The sequence below is a fragment of the Citrobacter amalonaticus Y19 genome (assembly GCF_000981805.1).
GTDB lineage: Bacteria > Pseudomonadota > Gammaproteobacteria > Enterobacterales > Enterobacteriaceae > Citrobacter_A > Citrobacter_A amalonaticus_C.
Genome location: NZ_CP011132.1, coordinates 3,138,911 through 3,160,548, shown reverse-complemented (window position 1 = coordinate 3,160,548; position 21,638 = coordinate 3,138,911). Strand labels below are relative to the sequence as shown.

Sequence of the window (21,638 nt, the reverse complement as noted above, 5' to 3'; positions counted from 1 at the left end):
CGCCGGGAAATCATTTAACGGGTATTTTGCAGCGGTGTCTTTTGCCACAATACCAGTTTTTTCCAGCGCGACATAATCGGTACGGTACAAATAATTCCCAGTCCCAGCAGCCCGGTAGAAATAACTTCCAGCTGTTGCGCCGGGCGAAAGAGCATCACAATCAGCACAAAACTGATAAAGCCAATCACCAGCCAGGTCAGCCACGGATAGAGCCACATTTTCAGTTTGAGCTCGCCGCCTTCCGCCAGCAGGATTTTGCGCATCCGCAACTGGGAAACGGCGATGACCAGATACACCAGCAGGGCGATGGCGCCGGAGCTGTCGATCAGGAACTTAAACACTTTTGCCGGAGCGTAATAGTTCACGACCACGGTTAAAAATGCCGCGCCGGTTGAGAGCAACACCGCCACGTAAGGCGTTTTGCTGCGATTGATTTTGCCCATCATGGCTGGCGCGTCGCCACGGCGGCTCAGGGAGTAGAGCATCCGCGACGCAGTATACAGCGCCGAGTTCAGGCAACTGGTCACCGACAGCAGGATCACGCAGTCCATGATCAGTTTGGCATGCGGAATATGTAGCAGCTCCAATACCGACTGATAGGAGCCAACCTCTTTCAGTCCCGGCATGTTCCACGGGATCAGGGCGACGACGACAAAGATCGAGCACAGATAGAAGATTGAAATACGCCAGATGACCGAGTTGGTGGCGCGGACGATATGTTTATCCGGCGTGTCGGACTCAGCGGCGGCAATGGTGACAATCTCAGCGCCCATAAATGAGAACATGGTGATCAGCATCGCGCTCAGCACCGCGCCAAAGCCGTTCGGCATAAAGCCGCCGTGATCCCACAAGCGCGAGATACCGCTGACTTCAGCGTGAGGGTAAAAGCCGCCGATCGCCGTCGCGCCGAGGACGATAAAGGCGAGGATGGCAATCACTTTGCACAGCGCCAGCCAGAACTCAAACTCACCGTAGTTTTTGACGCTCAGCAAATTACTGCCGGTTAACGCCAGCGTAATAACCAGCGAGAACAGCCAGATCGGGACGCCGGGAACCCAGGAGTTGAGGATGATGGCGGCGATATTCGCTTCAAGCGGGATCACCAGCACCCAGAACCACCAGTACAACCAGCCGATGGTGTAACCCGCCCAACGGCCGATAGCTTTATCGGCGTAGGTGGAAAAGGAACCGGTGTCCGGCGTGGCGACGGCCATTTCGGCCAGCATCCGCATGATCATCACCACCAGTAACCCGGCGAACAGATAGGCTAGCAGGACGGCGGGCCCGGCCTGGGCTATCGCCACGCTGGAACCCACAAACAGACTTGCGCCGATAACGCCGGCAATAGACAGCATGGTGACGTGGCGTGATTTCAGCCCGCCCCCTAAATCATGTGATTGCGACAGTTGCCCCATCTTATGCCCTCTTTATTGTTATTGAGTCGTTTGCCGGATGGCGGCTGCGCCTTATCCGGCCTACAAACCACGCCGACTCTGTGGGCCGGATGGCGACTGCGCCTTATCCGGCCTACAAACCACGCCGATTCTGTGGGCCGGATGGCGGCTGCGCCTTATCCGGCCTACAAACCGCGCCGACTCTGTAGGCCGGATAAGCGAAGCGCCATCCGGCAATTGGCTGCCAGGGTTAACGTTGCTTAGCCTCGTCAAAGCACTGGGCGATAATATCCAGACCCTGGCGAATCTGTGCCTCTTCGATGGTCAGAGGAACGAGGATACGCAGCACGTTGTAGTACGGTCCGCAGGAGAGCAGGATCAGCCCTTTGTCGCGGGCACGAGCGACGATCTCAGCTGTCAGTTTTGCATCCGGCTTGTTGTGATCGCCGTCTTCAAACAGCTCGATGGCGATCATCGCCCCCAGACCACGGACATCGCCGATTTCACGATGCGTTTCGGCAATCGCCAGCAGGCCATTGCGCAGGGTTTCGCCGAGCTCATTGGCTTTTTGCAGCAGATTTTCCTGCTCGAAAATGTTTAACACTGCCAGAGCAGCGGCACAGGCAATCGGGTTGCCGGCATAGGTGCCGCCCAGTCCACCCGGCGGGACCGCGTCCATCACCGCTGCGCGTCCGGTTACGCCCGCCAGCGGGAAGCCCCCGGCGATAGACTTGGCGAAGGTGGTAATGTCCGGCGCCACGCCCATCTGCTCCATTGCGAACAGCGTACCGGTCCGGCCTGCGCCGCTTTGCACTTCATCGGCAATCAGCATGATCCCGTGTTCATCGCAAATCGCGCGCAGGCGTTGCATAAAGGCTGGCGAGGCAGCGTAAAAACCGCCTTCGCCCTGTACCGGCTCAATCACAATGGCGGCGATATCTTCCGGTGCGGCATCATTTTTGAAGATGCGATGAATGCTGGCGATGGCGTCGTCTTCGCTAATACCGTGCAGGGCGCAGGGGTAAAGTGCGCGGTAGACGTGACCGGGCATCAGCCCCATTCCGGCTGAGTACGGGTTCACTTTCCCGGTCAGCGATAGGGTGTAGTGGGTGCGACCGTGGTACGCGCCGCTAAAGGCGATGGTTCCCGACCGTTTGGTGGCGGCGCGGGCTATCTTCACCGCGTTTTCCACCGCCTCAGAACCGGTGGTGACCAGCAGGGTTTTCTTGGCGAAGTCGCCCGGCACTTTCTGGTTCATGATTTCGCACAGTTGCAGATACGGCTCATAGGCCAGCACCTGGAAGCAGGTATGAGACAGCTTTTTCAGCTGTTCTTCGACCGCTGAGACGATCTGCGGGTGCAGGTGTCCGGTGTTCAGCACCGCGATGCCGCCAGCAAAATCCAGATACTCGCGGCCTTCTACGTCCCAGACCCGACAGTTTTCCGCACGCTCGGCAAAGATCGGGTGGATCTGCCCTACGCCACGCGGGACGGCGTTGCTGCGACGCTGCATTAATTCGTTATTGGTGCTCATCAGGTGTTCTCCAGTCGTTATATTATTAAAGGCCGATGCACAGATATTTGATTTCTAAGTAATCTTCGATGCCGTATTTGGAACCTTCACGGCCAAGACCGGAGGCTTTTATCCCGCCAAACGGCGCGACTTCGTTTGAGATAATGCCGGTGTTAATGCCGACGATGCCGTATTCCAGCGCCTCGCCCACGCGAAAGACGCGGCTTAAATCACGGGCATAGAAATAGGCCGCCAGACCAAATTCGGTGTCGTTGGCCTGTCTGATGACGTCGGCTTCATCACTAAAGCGGAACAGTGGGGCCAGCGGGCCGAAGGTCTCTTCTTTGGCGACCTTCGCGTTGTCCGGTACGTCGACCAGAATGGTCGGCTGGAAGAAATTGCCGCCCAGCGCGTGCGGTTTTCCACCGCTAATCACCCGGGCACCTTTTTCCAGCGCGTCGGCGATGTGCTCCTGCACTTTGGCGACCGCTTTCTCATCAATCAGCGGGCCGGTGGTGACATTGGGGGACAGACCGTCGCCGAGATGCAGTTTGTTTACCGCCTGTTGCAGTTTCTCCGCAAAGCGCTCGTACACGCCGTCCTGCACATACAGACGGTTGGCGCAAACACAGGTCTGCCCGGCATTGCGAAACTTTGACGCCAGCGCGCCTTCTACTGCTTTATCCAGGTCGGCATCGTCAAAGACGATAAACGGCGCGTTACCCCCCAACTCCAGGGAGACTTTTTTGATGTCTTTGGCGCACTGTTCCATCAACTGGCGGCCAATTTCCGTCGAGCCGGTAAATGACAGCTTGCGCACCAATGGGTTGCCGGTCAGTTCGTTGCCGACCGCGCTCGCCGAACCGGTGACGACGCTGAATACGCCCGCCGGTATCCCGGCGCGGTTTGCCAGTTCCGCCAGCGCCAGCGCGGAGAACGGCGTCTGGCTGGCGGGTTTAAGCACCATCGTACAGCCTGCCGCCAGTGCCGGACCCGCTTTGCGGGTGATCATCGCCGAAGGGAAATTCCACGGCGTAATAGCGGCAGTGACGCCAATGGGCTGTTTAATGACGATCAGGCGTTTGTCGGCCTGGTGTCCGGGAATGGTGTCGCCATAAATACGTTTACCTTCTTCGGCAAACCACTCAATAAAGGAGGCGGCATAGCTGATTTCTCCTTTGGCTTCCGCCAGCGGCTTGCCCTGTTCCAGAGTCATCAGACGGGCGAGATCGTCCTGATGTTCCAGCATCAGATTGAACCAGCGACGCAGAATGTTTGCCCGTTCTTTGGCGGTGAGGCTGCGCCAGGCGGGCAGTGCACGATGAGCGGCCTCAATGGCTTCGCGGGTTTCCGCGCTGCCCATTTTCGGTACGCAGCCCAGCGTCTGGCCGTTGGCCGGGTTGGTTACCGTAATGGCGTCGCCGCTATCGGCATCGCGCCACTGGCCGTCGATCAAGGCCTGCTGACGGAACAACGTCGGATCGTTAAGTTGCATGATGGCTTCCTGTCTTAAAAAGGTTAACGGGTAAAGGCAGCGTGTAAGGTGTTCACGCTACGTGCCGCACGCAGCGTGCGTCCGGGATTGCTCTGGCTTGCCAACAGCGTCTGTACCTGGCTGACAATATGCGCGCCGATGGGGAGCGCAGACGTCGCCGCCGGAGAAGGGGCGTTGCAGGTGTGGATCGAGCGTGGGGTGGTGACAAACAGAAAATCGTCGATCAGCTTGCCGTCCGGCGAGACCGCCTGCGCGCGAACGCCTGCAGGCCACGGTTGCAGATCGTTTAGCGTCAGGCTCGGGCAGTACTTTTGCACCAGCCGCAGATAGCCACTTTTGCACAGCGAGTTTTTCATCTCGCTAAGTCCTGCGCGCAGGTTGTTTTGCAGGACCCGACGAATGCCGGTAGAACCGAGGATCTCCAGCGTGTCATTGAGCGAAAAGTCGCGCTTGCGATAGCCTTCGCGCTTAAACGCCAGCACGGCGTTCGGCCCGACCGTGACGCTGCCGTCAATCATGCGGGTAAGATGGACGCCGAGAAACGGCATTGCCGGATCGGGGATTGGGTAGATCAGATGGTTGACTATCTGGTTGTGCTCCGCCGCCAGACGGAAGTATTCGCCACGGAACGGGCAGATGATAAAACCGGGTTCGACGCCAAGCATTTTCACCAGCCGGTCAGCCATCAGTCCGGAACAGGTAATCAGCGTCGCACCGGTAAATTCCTGCCCCTGGCGGGTACGCACCACCACGCCCGTGGCGTGTTCTTTCAGGGCGCTGACGTCGGCGTTGTAGAGGATCTCGCCGCCTCTGGCCTGGAAGATTTTCGCCATCGCTTCCGTCACGTCACGGTAGCTGACAATCCCGCTGGACGGCACAAAAATGCCACCGAGTCCGGTAATGTTCGGTTCGCGCTCGCGCAGTTCCTGCGCATTCAGCCACTCGCGCTCCAGGCCGTTGGCGGCGGTGCGATCCCACAGGGCGCGCATCCGTTCCATTTCCTGTTCCGAGGTGGCGACCAGCATCTTGCCGCAGGTGTCATAGCGGATGCCGTTTTGATCGCAAAAGGCTTTGGTCGCGCGGTTGCCGGCGAGACAAAACTGCGCTTTCAGGCTGCCGGGGGTGTAATAGACCCCGGCATGGATCACGCCGCTGTTGTGGCCCGTCTGATGACAGGCCGGGCCGGACTCTTTTTCCAGCAGCGCGACCCGGGCGTCCGGATACACCTCAATTAACTGCATGGCGGTCGACATGCCGATAATGCCGCCGCCAATAATCACAAAATCATACATCCGCTTGTTCCTTCACGCTTACTGGTGAGTCTGGTAGTGGTGGGTGGAATAAGCGAAGTAGCCGCGCTGGCGCATCAGTTCGCGGCGCAGGTCCGGGTGCGAGGTAAAGCGATCGCGACCGTGCAGCCAGAACAGGTTGTTAATCAACAGGAATTTACCCACCGATACCGGAACGGACAGGATGCTTTTGCTGGTTTCGAGTGCGTCGGACAGGTCGCTCAGCCAGACGCCTTCCTCAAAATCTTTCGGCTGCACGAACTGGTCGATGTAGCGCATGACCGGGCGGCCCTGTTGGTCGACGTCAAACACCGGGTGGAACACATCATGGCTGACGTTCTTGCTGGGCGGCGCGGCGAAGCGCATCGGACGACGTGCCAGTGGATGGCTGAAGTACTCGTCGAGATGCTCCCAGTCGTCGAGATGCAGCAGCAGCGAGTTGCCGCCGGTCATGTTCTGCTCGTCGATCTTCATCATCAGCACGTAATCGGTGATCTCTTCGACATAGGTTCCGTCGTTGTGCAACTCCATGACGCGGTGCGGCTGACGCAGATAGCTGTCTGAGTTATCGACATTTTTCACCACAAAGCGCGCATAGTACTGACCGCTCATGGCATCAAAGTTGGAGCGTCCAACCAGATGCGCCACCGCGGTTGCCAGTTTGACCATCTCGTCAGCCTGCGCTACGTCATCAATGCCTTCCGCGTTGATCAGCAACGCTCCCTCTGCGCGATCGAGCAGCGTTTTAAGCAGCAGCGGTTGCAACTGGTTGTCGCACAGACTGTCGAGGATCTGGCCCACTTTGAAGCGCAGGAACGATTTATATTCCAGAGCCTGCACCGGCCACTGCGCGACCTGCTGGAGAAAGTGTTCCGTCGTCCGGGCGGAAAAGGTCAGCTCCAGCAGACGCGGAGACTGAGCTGACGGTTTCAGCGTAAATCCGTTGTAGTGTTGGTCTGGATCTTCAGCGTTCGGTTTAACGGCAGTCAGTGCATTCATCAGAATCGATCCTCTCAGTAGATGGTCAGGGAAACATGGCGAAGCTCATTTCGTAGCCATAAATTAAAAATATCTACATTTTTAATAAACGCGCACAAAATGAACTTTTTGTTTCTTTTTTGTGATCAAAAACAACAAAAAATTAACATTATTAAGTGCAGGGATAAGGGGAGGATGACCAGGAGAAAAGGGAAGAAAAAGTTGAGGAAACCGCCGCTTAGCCTACACTAACGCCGGTTGTGGTGCGTCTGATGAGCGAGGCTCGAAATAAACATGTTGATTAAAAACCTCTTTCGTCGGGTGAAGTGGATCAGTTCCGGCCTGTTGGCGCTGGTCAAACACGTGGTGCTGACGCTGCTGGTGGTATTGATTGTTTTCCTCGGCGTGCGGGTGTATCAGACAGAGAGCGGGCCGGACCTTCATCCCTGGCATACCTGGCACGGGAATGAGATGAGCGCGGCGGCGCTGGACAACGCCACGTTTGCGCAGTATCAGGCGCGGGAAGAGGCGCTGTTTGCCGATCTGCAAAAACAGGTGGGCGATAAACTGAGCGCGGATGAGCAGACGCCGATCAACCGTTTCTGGTCGGGCAGCCGGGTGTATCCGGCGCAATTTACTCCCAACGGAAACTGCTCATTCGTGCTGATGCCGCAAGGCAAACCGCGCGGTGTTGCCGTGATGCTGCACGGTCTGACCGATTCGCCCTACAGCCTGAAATATGTAGCGCAGATCTACCAGCAGCAGGGATTCATCGCCGTGGTGCCGCGCCTGCCCGGACACGGTACTGCGCCGGGAGCGCTAACGGCGGTCGACTGGGAAGCGTGGCTGGCCGCGACGCGTCTGGCGGTCCGTGAGGCAACGCGACTGGCGGGTACTGAAGTGCCGCTGCATCTGGTGGGTTACTCTAACGGCGGTGCGCTGGCGCTGAAATACACGCTGGACAGTCTGGACGACGCCGCGCTGCGACGCCCACGTCAGGTAGTGCTGTTGTCGCCGATGATTGGCGTCACATCCTTCGCCCGTTTTGCCGGACTGGCGGGATTGCCGGCGTTGTTCCCCGCCTTTGCCAAAGCCGCGTGGCTTAACGTCACGCCAGAATATAACCCCTTCAAATACAATTCGTTCCCGGTGAATGCGGCGCGGCAGTCTTATCTGCTGACCAAAGCGCTACAGCAGCAAATCGTACAGGATGCGCAGAATACGCGACTTCACGATCTGCCGCCGGTGCTGACCTTTCAGTCGGTGATGGATTCTACTGTCAACACCCAGGCGGTGGTGGACTCGTTGTATCGCTATCTGGGGCCAAATGGCAGCGAACTGGTGCTGTTTGATATCAATCAGGCTGCTAACCTGCGGCCACTGTTGCGTAGTACTTCTTATACCGCCGCAGCGACGCTGTTGCCGCCTGTTCCGCGTGCTTACCGTACGACGGTGGTGACCAACGCCACGGCGGAAACTCTGGCCGTGGTGGCGCGTGACACGCTCGCCGGGGCGCGTGACGTGCAGGTTCAGCCATTACGAGACGCCTGGCCGCAGGAGATGTACTCGCTGTCGCATGTGGCGGTGCCGTTTCCACTGACCGATTCTCTTTATGGATTAAAGCCGGATGAGTTGAATCGCTATGGGTTGAGCATTGGCACGATTGCGCTGCGCGGAGAGACCGCCACGCTGCTGGTGGGGCTGGATACGTTAATGCGTGTCACCTCGAATCCGTTCTTTCCCTATCTGCAAGAACGGATTGAGGCGGTTGTCGGGGGGCAACGCTAACGCGTTTTATCGCCCCGCCAACACAGGCCGGATTAGCGCCGCGTCGGCGGCAAGGGATTACTCGCTGATTTTTTTCTCAACGGCGGCGGCGCCTTCTTTGGTCTTATTCCAGCCTTTTTCCGTCCCTTCTTTCGTGGCATTCCAGCCTTTCTCGGTGCCTTCTTTGGTTTTATTCCAGGTTTTTTGCGAACCTTCACTGACTTTACTGCTCAGACTGTCGCTTTTACCTTCGGCGGTATGTTTTGCTTTCAGTCGTTGCTCGTCGCCCTGATTCTGCGCCTGGTGCAGTTTCTCTTTTGCGGTATTCGCATTTTCATGCGCGGCAGCCACGTCATTATCCGTTGCGTGTGTGGTTGCAGCAAAAACCGGTGAAGCCAGCAGAAGTGCAGATAATGCGATCATGGTCTTTTTCATAATATCCTCGCTTAACATTATTCGTTATTAGCGTGATTAAGCATGACAGCGGAACGAGAGGCTGGCTTTAGGAAAAAACTGTAAGCAGAAAATATCAATTTTTATCCATGCGTTACGCCGGGATTACCCCATGCAGAATTAACCTGGTGATGAGAAATAAATATCGCCGCGACTATGGTTATTTAGCGTTCTTTCTACCATGCTTTTTAGACTCGCGACATGAAGCGGGTAAATGGCATTGTAATCACTCATCTAACGCCCGGGGCTGACAATGCGTAACACTCTTCTCCCCATTATCGTTGCCCTGTTGCTCTTTGTTTTTGGCGTTTTCATTCTTAACGCGCAGCTCTGGTATTCAGCCAGAGCGAACAGCCTTGCGGGCGCGCGGTATGTGGTGAGTGATGTCGATGTCATTCTTGATGAAGCGAGCCGCGCCACCCATACGGCCAGCAATATCGCCCTGAAAGGCTGTGACCAGGAAAGCCAGTATCTGCTTGGCATGGAGGCGGCGTTACAGCCTCATCTCAGGACTATCTTTATCTTTCGCCAGGGAGAGATATGGTGTTCGTCGTTACCGGGCAATCGTATGTTGCTTACCCATCTTCCGGAGTTTCCCGACAGCAAACTGTTGCTCGCGTCGGCAAAAAGTACCGTCAACAAGCGACCCGTGCTTTTGTACCAGACGCCGCTTGCAGAAAAGCGAATAGTGGTCACCATCAGCGATCAACATATTCGCGACACCTTGCGTACGCCGCTGAAAGGGGTGAGCTACGCGCTTAGGGTCGGGAGCACGGTTCTGAGATTGTCAGGGGATGTGATTAAGGTGAGTGAGTCAGACCGGAATGTTGGCTACGTAAAGTCTGACCATTATCCCTTCGCGGTAAGATACACCCAACCTTCGCTATTTAGTTTGCACCGACTCATCAGTCAGGGAATGGGCATTATCGTTTTTATTATGTTGATATCGTGTCTTGCGGGATATGCGCTCGAGCGGTATTTAAACAGAAGCACCACACCGGAAGAAACGCTGCGCAGGGCCATTAATAAAGGCGAAATTGTGCCTTTTTATCAGCCGGTGGTGAATGGCAGAGAAGGCACGCTGCGAGGGGTAGAAGTCCTGGCAAGATGGAAACATCCTACTGCGGGATATATTTCCCCGGCATCTTTTATCCCGGTGGCAGAAAAATCGGGGCTGATTATTCCGCTCACCCAGGGGTTGATGAGCCAGGTTGCCGCGAATATGAACGCGATTGCCAGCAAACTGCCGGAAGGCTTTCATGTCGGAATAAACTTTAGCGCTTCCCATATTTCGTCCCCGACATTTGTTGCAGAATGCCTGAAATACAAGGAGAGTTTCAGGCGAAAAGATCTGAACCTGGTCATTGAGGTGACGGAGCGCGAGCCTTTGCATGTTGATGAACACCTTGTACAAACCCTTAATGTGCTTCATGAAAATGGGTTTGTTATCGCACTGGATGATTTTGGTACCGGGTATTCGGGGCTTTCATACCTTCATGATTTGCACATTGATTATATCAAGATCGATCAAAGCTTTGTGGCGCGGGTTAACGCAGAAGAGGATTCAACCCGGATCCTGGATTGTGTGCTGGATCTGGCGCGAAAGCTGTCGTTAAGTATTGTTGCCGAGGGGGTGGAAACGAAAGCACAGGTTGACTACCTGAACCGCAACGATATTACCTTTCAGCAGGGTTACTATTTCTTTAAACCGGTCAACTTCACCGAACTGATAAAAATTCTTCTGTCGAAGCCTAACGTGAAGGTCATCGTAGAGTAGGGGGATTCTTTCAATTTGAATGAGGCGTGTCTGAAACGTTCACCTCCTGCATCCCTTTTTGCGGATCAAGAAAATAACATTTGGTTTTTGATGAATGGGCCTGCGAAGCCGCTTCGCATTGTGAGTAGTCCGTAAAGGCGCCAATAACTTCACTTTTTGTATTGTTGCCAGAAAGTGCGAAAACCAATGCCAGAACGTACATATTTTATCCTTAAAATAACGACGGGCTGCTATTTGGGGTTGATTTGTAAATAAAGCGTTGTTGTACTTTTATTGATAATAAAAGGTAAAAATAGAATGCATTTAATCCTTCTAATAATACGACTGGCATCACTGAATACAAGTCAAAAACTGCTGAAAGTCCGTTTTCGGACAATTTATCCTTTATTAATGACGTAAATAAATAGCGAACCTGATTTATGTCATAGGGATACGATCAGGGAGTGAGATTGCGTCGATCGCCCGCATGGGCGAAAGCGAAATCGGGCGTGGAAAGCCCGTCGCGTTGATACAGCGGTAAACTGGCGAAATTACTCATAGGTGACTGTCATATTAACTTGTCCCGTCACCGGTCCGGTATAACTGACACCATTACGTTTAATGGCGCCGCGCTGGACAAATCGCGCACCAAACTGAGCGGTGTCCTGACTGCTATAACTGAGATCCTGCGTATTTGCTTTAACCTGTCCTTTGCTACCCGTACTGATGGGAAAACTGGGATAAGGTGCGATGGTAGTATTGACATCAATTCGGCTACCGTTATAAGACATCTCGATTTCTAACCCGTCAATATACTGACCGCCGCTGTCATACACGGAGATATTTCGGTTAATTAACCCGCCTGAACTGGCATCCTGAAAGCTAAATTTCACATTATTAAGTTTTCCAGAACATTCAATATTAAGATTAATCGGTTTTACGGTGCCATAAGCGGGTAAAACCCCTGTATTTCTGCCTGCCACATCGGTCCAGGTTCCCAGGTTTACCTGATATTGAGTTGCTCCTCGTAATCGGCAGGTAGGTTTTATCACTGTTATCCCGCCGGAACCCATGATGGAGGTCGGTGCTCCAGAGCTTGTACCGCTGGAAGCACTAGTACCCCATCTGACCTGCTCCCCGTTGATTAGTACACCCCGATGTTAGTAATGTCTTCATAAGCCACATGAGGACATCCCCATGAAGAAGCGTTTTTCCGACGAACAGATCATCAGTATTCTCCGCGAAGCCGAAGCTGGGGTACCCGCCCGTGAACTCTGCCGCAAGCATGCCATTTCCGATGCCACGTTTTACATCTGGCGTAAGAAGTATGGCGGTATGGAGGTGCCTGAAGTTAAGCGCCTGAAGTCGCTTGAGGAAGAGAACGCCAGACTCAAGAAGCTGCTTGCCGAAGCCATGCTGGATAAAGAGGCGCTTCAGGTGGCTCTTGGGCGAAAGTACTGACGACAGACCAGAAGCGGGAAGCCGTGATGTTGATGTGTGATGCGACCGGTCTGTCGCAACGTCGTGCCTGCAGGCTTACAGGTTTATCCCTGTCGACCTGCCGCTATGAGGCTCACCGTCCGGCTGCTGATGCGCATTTATCAGGGCGCATCACTGAGCTGGCACTGGAGCGCAGGCGTTTTGGCTACCGTCGTATTTGGCAGTTGCTGCGCCGTGAAGGGCTTCATGTTAATCATAAGCGCGTGTACCGGCTTTATCACCTCAGTGGCCTGGGCGTAAAACGCAGAAGACGTCGTAAAGGGCTGGCAACAGAACGTCTGCCGCTGCTCCGTCCGGCGGCGCCCAATCTGACCTGGTCGATGGATTTCGTCATGGACGCACTTTCCACCGGTCGCAGGATCAAGTGTCTTACCTGCGTCGATGATTTCACAAAGGAATGCCTGACGGTCACTGTTGCCTTTGGGATTTCAGGCGTTCAGGTCACGCGTATTCTGGACAGCATTGCACTGTTTCGAGGCTATCCGGCGACGATAAGAACTGACCAGGGGCCGGAGTTCACTTGCCGTGCACTGGATCAATGGGCCTTTGAGCATGGTGTTGAGTTGCGCTTAATCCAGCCGGGCAAGCCAACGCAGAACGGATTTATTGAGAGCTTTAACGGACGATTTCGCGATGAATGTTTGAATGAGCACTGGTTCAGCGATATCGTTCATGCCAGGAAAATTATTAATGACTGGCGGCAGGATTATAACGAATGCCGCCCGCACTCCACGCTGAATTATCAGACACCGTCTGAATTTGCAGCGGGCTGGAGAAAGGGTCATTCTGAGAATGAAGATTCCGACGTTACTAACTGAGTGTTGTATCTAATCGTGGGGGCAGGTCACATCCACTAAAATACGAAACAAAATCAAAACCTGAGCTAAGTGATAAATTAGACGATGCCTGTATGTTATTTATTTTTACGAGTTCTCCTCGTACAGCATAAATTGCATAATGATCGCTGCCATTAAATGTAAACTGCTTGCTTCCAGTATTGTATATTGGTTGAAATGTGCTAGATATAACATTGCTATTTGTAAGTGAACTGACGGGATACTCTATGCCTGGCGACCAGCCAAAGTTGTATACAGACAACGAACCCCAATATGCAAATGCTGGTGTATACCCTGTTTGAGTGGATCCAGAACTTACAAGTTTTACATAAAGCTTCAGGCCAATGCCTGGATTGGTTGTTGAGAATGTTTGTGTTGCGCTATTGAATGTATTATATCGTATGCCCAATCCCCCAGTAATATTATTGGCAGCTGCGGTGCTTGTTATTTGATATGAGTTGGAGTCATAGTAATATGAACCACCCGAGCCACTATTGCAGCGAAAAGTAACATTAGGAACAAAATCGCCGTAATCCCAACTGTACAGCGTTGCACCATTGGCAAGATTATCGTCTACTATCAGGGTTCTGGATTGAGAAAATGGCTGTTGTCCGGTAAATGAAACGCTGCAATTCGCTCTTTGCAACGTTGTATTATTGTTCCAGTAAAAAGGTTGAGAAGGAACGATATCAGCGCTTGCCAGTCGACTTATTCCGCTAAGAACCAATATTGGCATTATATATTTGCAGATTCGTTTAGTCATAACCGTACCTCAGTCGTCAGCACGCCGGTCTCTCCGCCGAAATCATTAATTGCGCTGTAGGTGAGGGTGGCAGACTTACCGATTAACCCCTTCGGCACGCTATAACGCTGGCTGCTCATTGGCGCGGGCATTTCAATTTTGTCTTCCAGTCGGGTTTCGTTTACGCCGCCCGCTTTCAGGGACAGTTGACCGAAGCTGATGTAGTAAGGGGTAGGGTTGGTTGCTTTCAGCCAGGCCGCACCGCCTTCGCGTTCAACGCTCCAGGTCAGCGATTTCACCGCCTCCGCAGCCTTACCGCTGTCCAGTCCTTTCGGGCGGACGAATATTTTTAATCGACTGCGAATCGCCAGGACCAGCTTGTTATTCTCGTTGTCTTTGGCTTTCGGCGGAATTTCCTGGATCGACAACCAGTATACCGACTCCCGGTTTTGTGGAATTTCACCCGGTAAAACAACCAGACGTAATTTCCCTTCCTGTTTTCCGGTGAGTTTCATCACGGGCGGGGTTAACACTAAAGGCAGGTTATTTTCATTGCCTTTTAAATCTTCCAGCCACGACTGAACCAGATACGGTTCCTGGCTTTCATTAACGATCTCAATTGGCGTTTCTTTATCGTCGGCATAAGCCACAATACGCGTCAGTTGTGGACGAACGGCACTCCAGCTGTGTACCGGAATTAAAAAGCTCAGTGCAGCGCTGATTAACAGTGAATGTTTAATGGTCTTTAACAACATAATTCTACTCTCTTGAATAATTCATTGAACAGGCGCGGGTAACGCCCTGTTTATTACTGGCAATTCACCGTGATTTTTTGGTGCCACTGCGATTCAGGTTTATCGGTATTTAATTTTGGTAACGTAAACTGACACTGCTTATCACGCCCCCAGGTCACTATCAGATGCTCATCTTTGCGTGCATCCAGCCCCGTCAGATACGCCAGTCCGTTATTACCCACAATGCTGGCTTCTTCACGTTGACCTTCAACGGTGACCACTGCGCCGACCGGAATCGTGTGTGGACTCTTAATGACCACCATTGCACGACGCCCGCTGCGTGTAGCAAAACGGAGCAGCACCACCGCGCCTTCGGTCGGTACCACTTTCTTCGTCGACTCCTTAAGTTCCACATTCGGCGCATTTTGGGTGTCTAAACTGACGGTGTTATAGCGATAAGGGCTGAGATACGTCACGACGGCACGCCCCCAGCGGTCGGTTCTGACATTGTTATTACCAGAGACGCTGATATCAGGTGCATCATCCGTTTCCACAATGCCGATGGTGTCACCCATTCTTTGGGCGAGCAGCAGACCGCCTTTGTACAACACGACACCGCCGGAAATACCGGCTGAGAACTGGTCAGCATAATTACTGTGGCTGACCGATGAGTTCAGGGTGGCAAAACTGGCGTTATGGGATAATGACGCCGATTCGCTGAGTTTATTATTGGTATCCCGTTGCACATTAATGCCATAAGACAGCGGGCTGTCCTGTTGCCCGCCGGAAATTCCGACTGACTGGCTGTAGCGGTTATCTTTATTGCGCGTCAGGTTATAACTCACCGAGTTATAGTTCCTCTCGCGTTCGCCCCAGCGTAAAGGGATGCTGACGCCGAGATTGAGCGAGTTGTCATTGTCGCCGCTGCCATTTTTACTGTAGGTATAGGCGAGGTTGACGCTGGTTGAACCCACCATAAAACCATAACCGGCGGACGCTGACGTGCTCTTTTCAGACGTGCCGTAATAGCGATCCTGACTCAGCGAAAGATAAAGGCTGCCATAGTCTTGCAGGCCCTGGTTGATGTTGACCTCAAGCCGGCTGCGACGACGCTTATTCCACAGGCTATCCCCTGTTTCATAATCGCTGTCATAGTCATACCCCGAGTGATTATTTCGGCTAGTAAACTCTGAGAAAGACAGAAAATGTTCTGAACGATATTGATAGCCTAAAATACGCAGGCCAGTATCGGTCTGATCAAACTGTTTTGCATATAACAAACGAACCGCGCTACCGTTTTTGGTGCTGGTGTCATGGGTGCTGGTGGCGTAATCATAGCGATAACGCGCCTGGGCGAGATCTAACGAAAACGCACCGATATTACCGATATTCCACGCCGCCCCCATCGCCAGAGACTGATACTGCTCTGACCCGAGGCTGGAGACATTCAGCGTAAGCGCTTCAAATCCACGCTCAATGCTCAGCGCTGCCATTAATGGCTTATCAGACTGGCTGTCGCGATATTCCCCCATCGACAGGCTGTAACGAAAGGCGCCGGGGCGGATCATATTTGGCAGTGCGGTATACGGTACGGTGAATTTCTGCTCTGTACCGTCAGTTTCTTCAACCGTGACGTCCAGATCGGCACCGATCTGTCCGGTATACAGGTCGTCAATGGCAAAAGCACCGGGCGTCAGGGTTTTACTGTAAATAATATTGCCACGCTGGCGCACCACGAGACGCGCGTTGGTGCGGGCGACGCCTCTGATGACCGGCGCATAGCTGAACTGCGATTCCAGCAGCATTCTTTCATTGGTACCGAGGGTGAAACCGCGCAGCGGAATAACGCCCATAATGCTGCTGGGCGTATAGGTATAGATATCCCCGGCAGAGATTTTTGATTGCAATGCGATAATATTGCGTTCGGCATACAGTCTGTCGTGGTTAGTTTTCCAGCCCTCGCGGCTATTCTTATTAAACGTATCAAAGCTATAAAGTCGCCACACACCCGCACTGGCAATACTACTCAGACTGACAAAGGCGTTATTATTAGAACTGCTGTTATTCCCTTCGTTATTGGTGCTTTTTGGGCGGGTATTATAAAAATAGCCATTGTAAGCGGTTCGTAATGCCGGGGTGCCATCATCCCACTCTGTTGGAGAGATCATTTGAAAGCGCGAACTGTTTACGGCTTCCTGCGGCAGAGTCAGTCTGAGCTGCTGGTGCGCATCATCGTAAAACACAGCAGCCGCAGGAATGCGCTGCGCTAAATCTTCACAGCTCCCGTCCGATGGCGGCTCTTTTTCTGGCGTTTGCCAGTCATCATAAAGCTCTGTTTTCACGCCTAGTTCGTTTAACAGATGACGACTCAGGCAGGGAACAACCAGCTTGTCTTTTGCCTGAGGGATAAAGTTGATCTCGTAAATATCCGCTACGCGATCGTTCACGACCACCTCAACCTTTTTTTTCCCCGGTGCCAGCGTATTTTTATAAAGAAATATATCGGGGGTCGCGCCATTTTTATCCTGGCGTAAAAATTCACTCTCAAATTCACTGTCGTTTTCCTCTGCATTGATACATGAGGAAAACGACAACAAAATCGAAGCTGCCAGCATAGATAAAACACGATAAGCGGGGATAGAGAAATAGTAAGCTGGCATAGTCGTTTTCTTTTGTTACTTAGGAGTAATAACCACCACGGCAAATTTTGCCGTGGTGGTTTAGATAATCTACATCAGACCTTATCTGACCTATCAGAAGTAGGAGATGACAAAGTCGGCAACGCCGGTGACGTTACCTGACGTCACCCCAGTGCTCAGGGATTTGTAGGCTGCTTTATAATTCAGCGTTACAGGCCCTGGCGAGCCGCTTGCTGGTAATGCCACGCCTGGATCACTTGCCGAACCGCCGTTCACGTCGATTTGCGTCGTGCCGTTCTGTTGCATAATGGCGATAGCCACGTTCGCTGCTACAGGGGCTGTTGCGGTGTTCGTGATAGCGCCTCCGGTTGCACCGGTTGTTGTGAACAGTGCGCGCACGTTACTCAGTGCCACCGTTGCCTCGCATCCGGTAAGCTGGATGGAGAATGGCGTCTGACCGGCGTAAGTCCCGGCGGCGGCGTTCAGGGTAGCGGTTGAGACGTTTGGCAGTGTCAGAACGGCGGTGCCTGGAGTCCCCGTAGTATCGGCAGTAACAGACGCAATCGCGGTACATGCCGAACTGGTGACAAGACCGTTGAACGTAATTGTGCCGTCAGCAGCCTGGGCAATCCCGCTGCTTACACTTAATGCAATAACGGATGCCAGAAGATATTTATTCATAGTAACTCCATGTTGATTTATATTTCATACATTCCATGTTTGCCTTGTAATAGAGAACGTTATATTTGATTATCGTCCGATGCGTGCGTGGGCACTCATCAAATGATGACCATCAAGCGTAAACGCTATAAACAAGTGTCCATGTCATTCTTAAAACGATATTGGTATAACCTTAATCCTCAATGGATTGAACTTTCCCTCAATAAATATTGATTAAGAGAAAAGTTGAGATTTCCAATACCAGAATGCTAGCGAAATTGATTTTTTTATACAAATGAGTAGCTGAAATTCACTATCCTCAGCATGAAATATTGCGTTTTCATTTTTTACAGAGATTGGTGCAGGTTTTGTTGGGAGGGAAGCACTGTTGTTGACATGTTCGTCTGAAAGGGCCATTTTGTTGCATGAGATATCATGTCTCTGGATAACTCAGCATTTTGTATTTTTTTAATTATGAATTTAGGATGAAAATATAACGATTATCTTTAACGGATATTTCACAATAAATAAACAGCACGACCGATAGATCATGTGCCGGATGCCTTTAGCCGTTAGCACAATACCAGCGTGCGACTATTTAGCACAGTACAAATAGATATACTGATTATTTCCAATCAGATACCCACCATCACCTGCCGGATAAACGGTAATGGTGTTTTTTGAGTTATGGTAAAAGAAATAACTTGGCAGTAAATCTTTGAGTATCGGGTCTAGTTCTGAGCGATTTCCAATCTCAGCATTTGAGTTGTTCTTGATATAGACCCTGGAACCTCGCTGTTCGGCGTCATAAGAGGCCACCTTCTGTACATAGCCCAAACTCTCACCGTTTCTTTTCTTCAGTTCTCCTTCGATAACGGTTTGACCTGATTTACCATCAATAGAGTGAAATGCTCTCATGCTAAAGATATAGTTTTCATTTTTAACGGTGGTGTATCCCTGACATTCGAAATGTGCCAGAAGCCGGTGTTGATGATAAAGGTAGATATTGACGATCACCAGAAGGCCAATGATAAGACTCATGGCGACATTAAGTACTTTCTGATTCATCGTGCCGCATCTCCCAGAATATTGTAAGTCGTACAGTCAAACGGTAAGTCACTTTCCAGCGGATGTTTGCACAACAGCAATGATGAATGAATATTGAATTGCAGGCTGGCCGTGTATAAATACACATAGGGTGTTTGTTTACAATCAATGTTGTTATCGTTGATCTGTTTGCTGACTTCCGTTGTCGTAAATTTATAATTGGTATGAACAGAACAACCCGATATGTTCATTTTCTGCGTGTAAATGTCGTTTAACGCGGTGGGTAATCCCCATAAAAATAGCTGAAGCCCAGCGGCAATGGATAACACCAGTACGCTTATCAGAAAGAAAAGCTTAAGGGGATATTGATTCTTAAAGACGCTTTTTTCTGCGGTAGTGCTGCTTTGTTGAGCCGTAGAGTGGGGAATTTCCGGCAATGCAGATTCTACCTCGTCAACATCGTCGGTTAAGTCTATCTCCTGAACGTTGACGTCTTTCGCAAGTAAGAACCCTTTTTTGGGAACCGTCTGGATTATCTTATCCCCATCCTCAGAAAAGGTCTTAAGCGCCTTTCGTAATAAAGAAATGTTCTGATAAAGCGTGCTCACAGGAACGGATGCGCCCTCATCTCCCCAGACATAAGGGTAAAAATCATTTTGAGGAACCAGGTCGTGGCGGCGTTCAAGTAAAAGCTGGAGGCAACGACTTGCCGGAACATTGAGGGTAATGGCGAGGTTCGAACTATGGCGGGATACTAACTGATACTTGTCAGGCAGGAACTCAATCAGATCGTCAAGAATGTACCGGTTTGGCATGGAGAGACTCTATGTATATGAAAATTATAACTTTATAAAAAATAAAAATGTAATTTAGATTTTGTTATCAATAGTATAGCCTTCCTTGAATAAGATGAAGCTATCAATGTGGTAAAAGTCTCTCTACAGGCGCCTTATGACATTAACCATATGAAATATAAAGAGATAATAAAAATCACCTTTGTCCGCAGGCAGAATGCACACCTCTCTTACACTCTACTTTAACTCTGATTTTATCTAATTCATTTTTTTGCCTGGCAATTGACCGCTAATATAACTCACGCCAATAGATTGGTAGCCCGCGGTGAGAACGTATCTTCAGACTGAAAAGTCTTAGTCGTTATAGGGTTAAATTGAAAGAAGCGAGTCTGGATAGTTGATCATGCTAAAAATACCGGCAAATAGATCAATTATGGTTGAGTGTTTTTTTTAATGGTCAATGCCTTATGGTGAGTCTCTTTGGGATCATTAACCGATCTGAACAGAATGCTATTGACCTGCTATAGCATAAAGATCTGCTATTGAGTTCTCCGGCAGCGTTTTAGCTTTATGGTTTGGTAGATGTCTTATTTGTTTGCCAATCTAATTGTTTTTAATGAGAATGCGCATAAAAAGTAAGGGCATATGCTTGTCAGTACATCGCAATGCGTTAATCAGTACTTTATAGAGATAGATGCCATGGATAAAACTATTTTTGGATATTACATCGAACCTGATGTCTATTTTGACATTAATAAAAGAATGCTGGTCAATGTGGATAAAAACATTCGTTCCCACAGCTATTCCCCTGTTACTCTCAGGGAAACAATGTTTCATCTGTTAGTCTATTTACTGGAAAATGCGAAAGGGAATATCATTAGTAATTCTGACATTTTGTTAAATGTCTGGGATAACTACGGATTAAGTTCATCCAACCAACGCCTATGGCAGGTAATGAACGCATTAAAAATTAAGTTAAACTCGGTAGGCGTGACTGAGGACTTCATTATGCGGGTAGAGTCTAAAGGTTATTATGTCAGAGAAAATCTAGTTAATATTTTATACACGAACAAAAAAAGTAGCTTCGCTGGGAATCACAGTGATGCTGATCAAGTTATTTATTAATCATTTATTGTCTGCTTGATAACGATATCAGGACGACTGACTATATTATATCGCGAGGTTGTAATGTGTTATTTCTTGTTTACTGAGAATGTTTATTTACACTTTGCTTTACGTTCGCTGGGTAATTGCAAAAGGTCGATAGTATCCCCTGATACTACCGATTTAAGCGACCTCTTTAAGGAAGAATGTCCAACGGCTGCGCTGTTGGATTTCAGCACACCAGCGTCGGCTAAAGCTAATATAAACACATTGTACCTGCTGAGCCATCAACACCCGGAAATACCCGTGATCGTATTAAAAGGTAATCATAGTACCTTAAGCTGCATATCCAGGTATCCATCCTGCAATATAACCTACTCAGCAGGATATGTTATCAATTATTTGAGCGCGATTTTAAAGAATGTGCAGACAGATGCAGTGCACTACGCGTTTTCTGATCCAAAGTTAACGGACAGGCAAGCCAGCATTATGTATCTGGTCTGCCTCGGACTGAATTATAAACTAATAGCTGGCATATTAGGTATGAAAACGAAAACGGTCTACGTGCATTACTATTACACCATAAATAAATTGAATGTTAGCAGGGTTTTCGAATTTGCACATTATCAGCATTTTTTAATCAAATTCATACGGGATGAATACCCTGAAGCCATGCACATGCTAGCTTATTATCTGAAGCATTCCGAAATGGATATTACATTCTCACCTCCGGTGAATACACCTGATATTCACGCGTTTGATAAACTGTTTCTGCCTGAATCTGGCGGTATATACGGTTCCGATGAAGTGTTTCCGACGGTGGATAATCTGCAAACAGTGTTGTCGTAACGTGAGTGTTGTTTACAGGATTGTCGCGGTCAACCAAAACGGAGCGAGTGAGACGGCAGGATTCGCCCCCTGTAGTGTTGTAGTGTTG

19 protein-coding genes are annotated in these 21,638 nt (G+C 50.8%); 5 read left to right on the top strand and 14 right to left on the bottom strand.

Annotated elements, in window-relative coordinates; all coding sequences use genetic code 11:
• Positions 1-14: 14 nt before the first annotated feature.
• From gabP to glaH, 5 genes are all read right to left on the bottom strand, one after another.
• Complete coding sequence (gene gabP, locus F384_RS14505; RefSeq protein ID WP_046485498.1) at positions 15-1,415, bottom strand: GABA permease; 1,401 nt, start codon at positions 1,413-1,415, stop codon at positions 15-17.
• 229 nt (positions 1,416-1,644) lie between these two features.
• Entirely contained in the window at positions 1,645-2,928 is a 1,284-nt protein-coding gene (gene gabT, locus F384_RS14500; RefSeq protein WP_046485495.1) for a 4-aminobutyrate--2-oxoglutarate transaminase, read from the bottom strand.
• A 25-nt stretch (positions 2,929-2,953) separates the two neighbouring features.
• Positions 2,954-4,402 carry an NADP-dependent succinate-semialdehyde dehydrogenase gene (gabD, locus tag F384_RS14495; protein ID WP_046485492.1) on the bottom strand — a complete coding sequence of 483 codons (1,449 nt, stop codon included), beginning with the start codon at positions 4,400-4,402 and terminating at the stop codon, positions 2,954-2,956.
• Between the two features lie 23 nt (positions 4,403-4,425).
• Positions 4,426-5,694 carry an L-2-hydroxyglutarate oxidase gene (gene lhgO, locus F384_RS14490; RefSeq protein ID WP_046485489.1) on the bottom strand — a complete coding sequence of 423 codons (1,269 nt, stop codon included), beginning with the start codon at positions 5,692-5,694 and terminating at the stop codon, positions 4,426-4,428.
• A gap of 18 nt (positions 5,695-5,712) precedes the next feature.
• Positions 5,713-6,690, bottom strand: a complete 978-nt coding sequence (glaH, locus tag F384_RS14485; RefSeq protein WP_046485486.1) for a glutarate dioxygenase GlaH — start codon at positions 6,688-6,690, stop codon at positions 5,713-5,715.
• Between the two features lie 279 nt (positions 6,691-6,969).
• Between glaH and F384_RS14480 the strand changes: the two genes are divergently transcribed.
• Positions 6,970-8,457, top strand: a complete 1,488-nt coding sequence (locus tag F384_RS14480; protein ID WP_226991667.1) for an alpha/beta hydrolase — start codon at positions 6,970-6,972, stop codon at positions 8,455-8,457.
• Between the two features lie 57 nt (positions 8,458-8,514).
• Here F384_RS14480 and F384_RS14475 read toward each other — a convergent pair whose 3' ends face one another.
• A complete protein-coding gene (locus F384_RS14475) occupies positions 8,515-8,871 on the bottom strand; it encodes a hypothetical protein (protein WP_046485479.1) in 357 nt (118 codons plus the stop codon).
• A gap of 271 nt (positions 8,872-9,142) precedes the next feature.
• Between F384_RS14475 and F384_RS14470 the strand changes: the two genes are divergently transcribed.
• Entirely contained in the window at positions 9,143-10,666 is a 1,524-nt protein-coding gene (locus F384_RS14470; protein WP_046485476.1) for a cyclic diguanylate phosphodiesterase, read from the top strand.
• Between the two features lie 10 nt (positions 10,667-10,676).
• On the opposite strand, the gene F384_RS14465 is transcribed toward F384_RS14470, so the two are convergent.
• Positions 10,677-10,868, bottom strand: a complete 192-nt coding sequence (locus F384_RS14465; protein WP_046485472.1) for a hypothetical protein — start codon at positions 10,866-10,868, stop codon at positions 10,677-10,679.
• A gap of 328 nt (positions 10,869-11,196) precedes the next feature.
• On the bottom strand, positions 11,197-11,697 hold the full coding sequence (locus F384_RS14460; protein ID WP_162200245.1) for a hypothetical protein: 501 nt from the start codon (positions 11,695-11,697) through the stop codon (positions 11,197-11,199).
• Positions 11,698-11,842: 145 nt separating this feature from the next.
• On the opposite strand from F384_RS14460, the gene F384_RS14450 reads away from it, so the two are divergent.
• A protein-coding gene (locus F384_RS14450) for an IS3-like element ISSen4 family transposase (RefSeq protein WP_096147877.1) occupies positions 11,843-12,963 on the top strand; the annotation gives its coding sequence in 2 pieces (ribosomal slippage) (positions 11,843-12,101 and positions 12,101-12,963; 1,122 coding nt in all).
• Here F384_RS14450 and F384_RS29935 read toward each other — a convergent pair.
• The 6 genes from F384_RS29935 to F384_RS27990 form a co-directional block, all read right to left on the bottom strand.
• The gene (locus F384_RS29935; protein WP_155404006.1) at positions 12,956-13,744 is read right to left on the bottom strand and encodes a hypothetical protein; all 789 of its coding nucleotides are present in this window, start codon (positions 13,742-13,744) and stop codon (positions 12,956-12,958) included. The genes F384_RS14450 and F384_RS29935 overlap by 8 nt on opposite strands.
• Positions 13,741-14,478: a molecular chaperone gene (locus F384_RS14445; protein WP_052746934.1), complete on the bottom strand. Its 738-nt coding sequence runs from the start codon at positions 14,476-14,478 to the stop codon at positions 13,741-13,743. The genes F384_RS29935 and F384_RS14445 overlap by 4 nt, the downstream gene beginning before the upstream one ends.
• A 53-nt stretch (positions 14,479-14,531) precedes the next feature.
• Positions 14,532-17,117: a fimbria/pilus outer membrane usher protein gene (locus tag F384_RS14440; protein ID WP_052746933.1), complete on the bottom strand. Its 2,586-nt coding sequence runs from the start codon at positions 17,115-17,117 to the stop codon at positions 14,532-14,534.
• A gap of 93 nt (positions 17,118-17,210) precedes the next feature.
• Complete coding sequence (locus F384_RS14435) at positions 17,211-17,777, bottom strand: fimbrial protein (RefSeq protein WP_046485462.1); 567 nt, start codon at positions 17,775-17,777, stop codon at positions 17,211-17,213.
• A 573-nt stretch (positions 17,778-18,350) separates the two neighbouring features.
• Positions 18,351-18,824 carry a hypothetical protein gene (locus tag F384_RS14430; protein ID WP_046485460.1) on the bottom strand — a complete coding sequence of 158 codons (474 nt, stop codon included), beginning with the start codon at positions 18,822-18,824 and terminating at the stop codon, positions 18,351-18,353.
• Entirely contained in the window at positions 18,821-19,618 is a 798-nt protein-coding gene (locus F384_RS27990) for a winged helix-turn-helix domain-containing protein (protein ID WP_052746932.1), read from the bottom strand. The genes F384_RS14430 and F384_RS27990 overlap by 4 nt, the downstream gene beginning before the upstream one ends.
• 678 nt (positions 19,619-20,296) lie before the next feature.
• On the opposite strand from F384_RS27990, the gene F384_RS14420 reads away from it, so the two are divergent.
• Entirely contained in the window at positions 20,297-20,722 is a 426-nt protein-coding gene (locus F384_RS14420; RefSeq protein WP_046498184.1) for a winged helix-turn-helix domain-containing protein, read from the top strand.
• A gap of 75 nt (positions 20,723-20,797) precedes the next feature.
• Entirely contained in the window at positions 20,798-21,550 is a 753-nt protein-coding gene (locus F384_RS28990) for a helix-turn-helix transcriptional regulator (RefSeq protein ID WP_162200244.1), read from the top strand.
• The last annotated feature ends 88 nt before the right edge of the window (positions 21,551-21,638 follow it).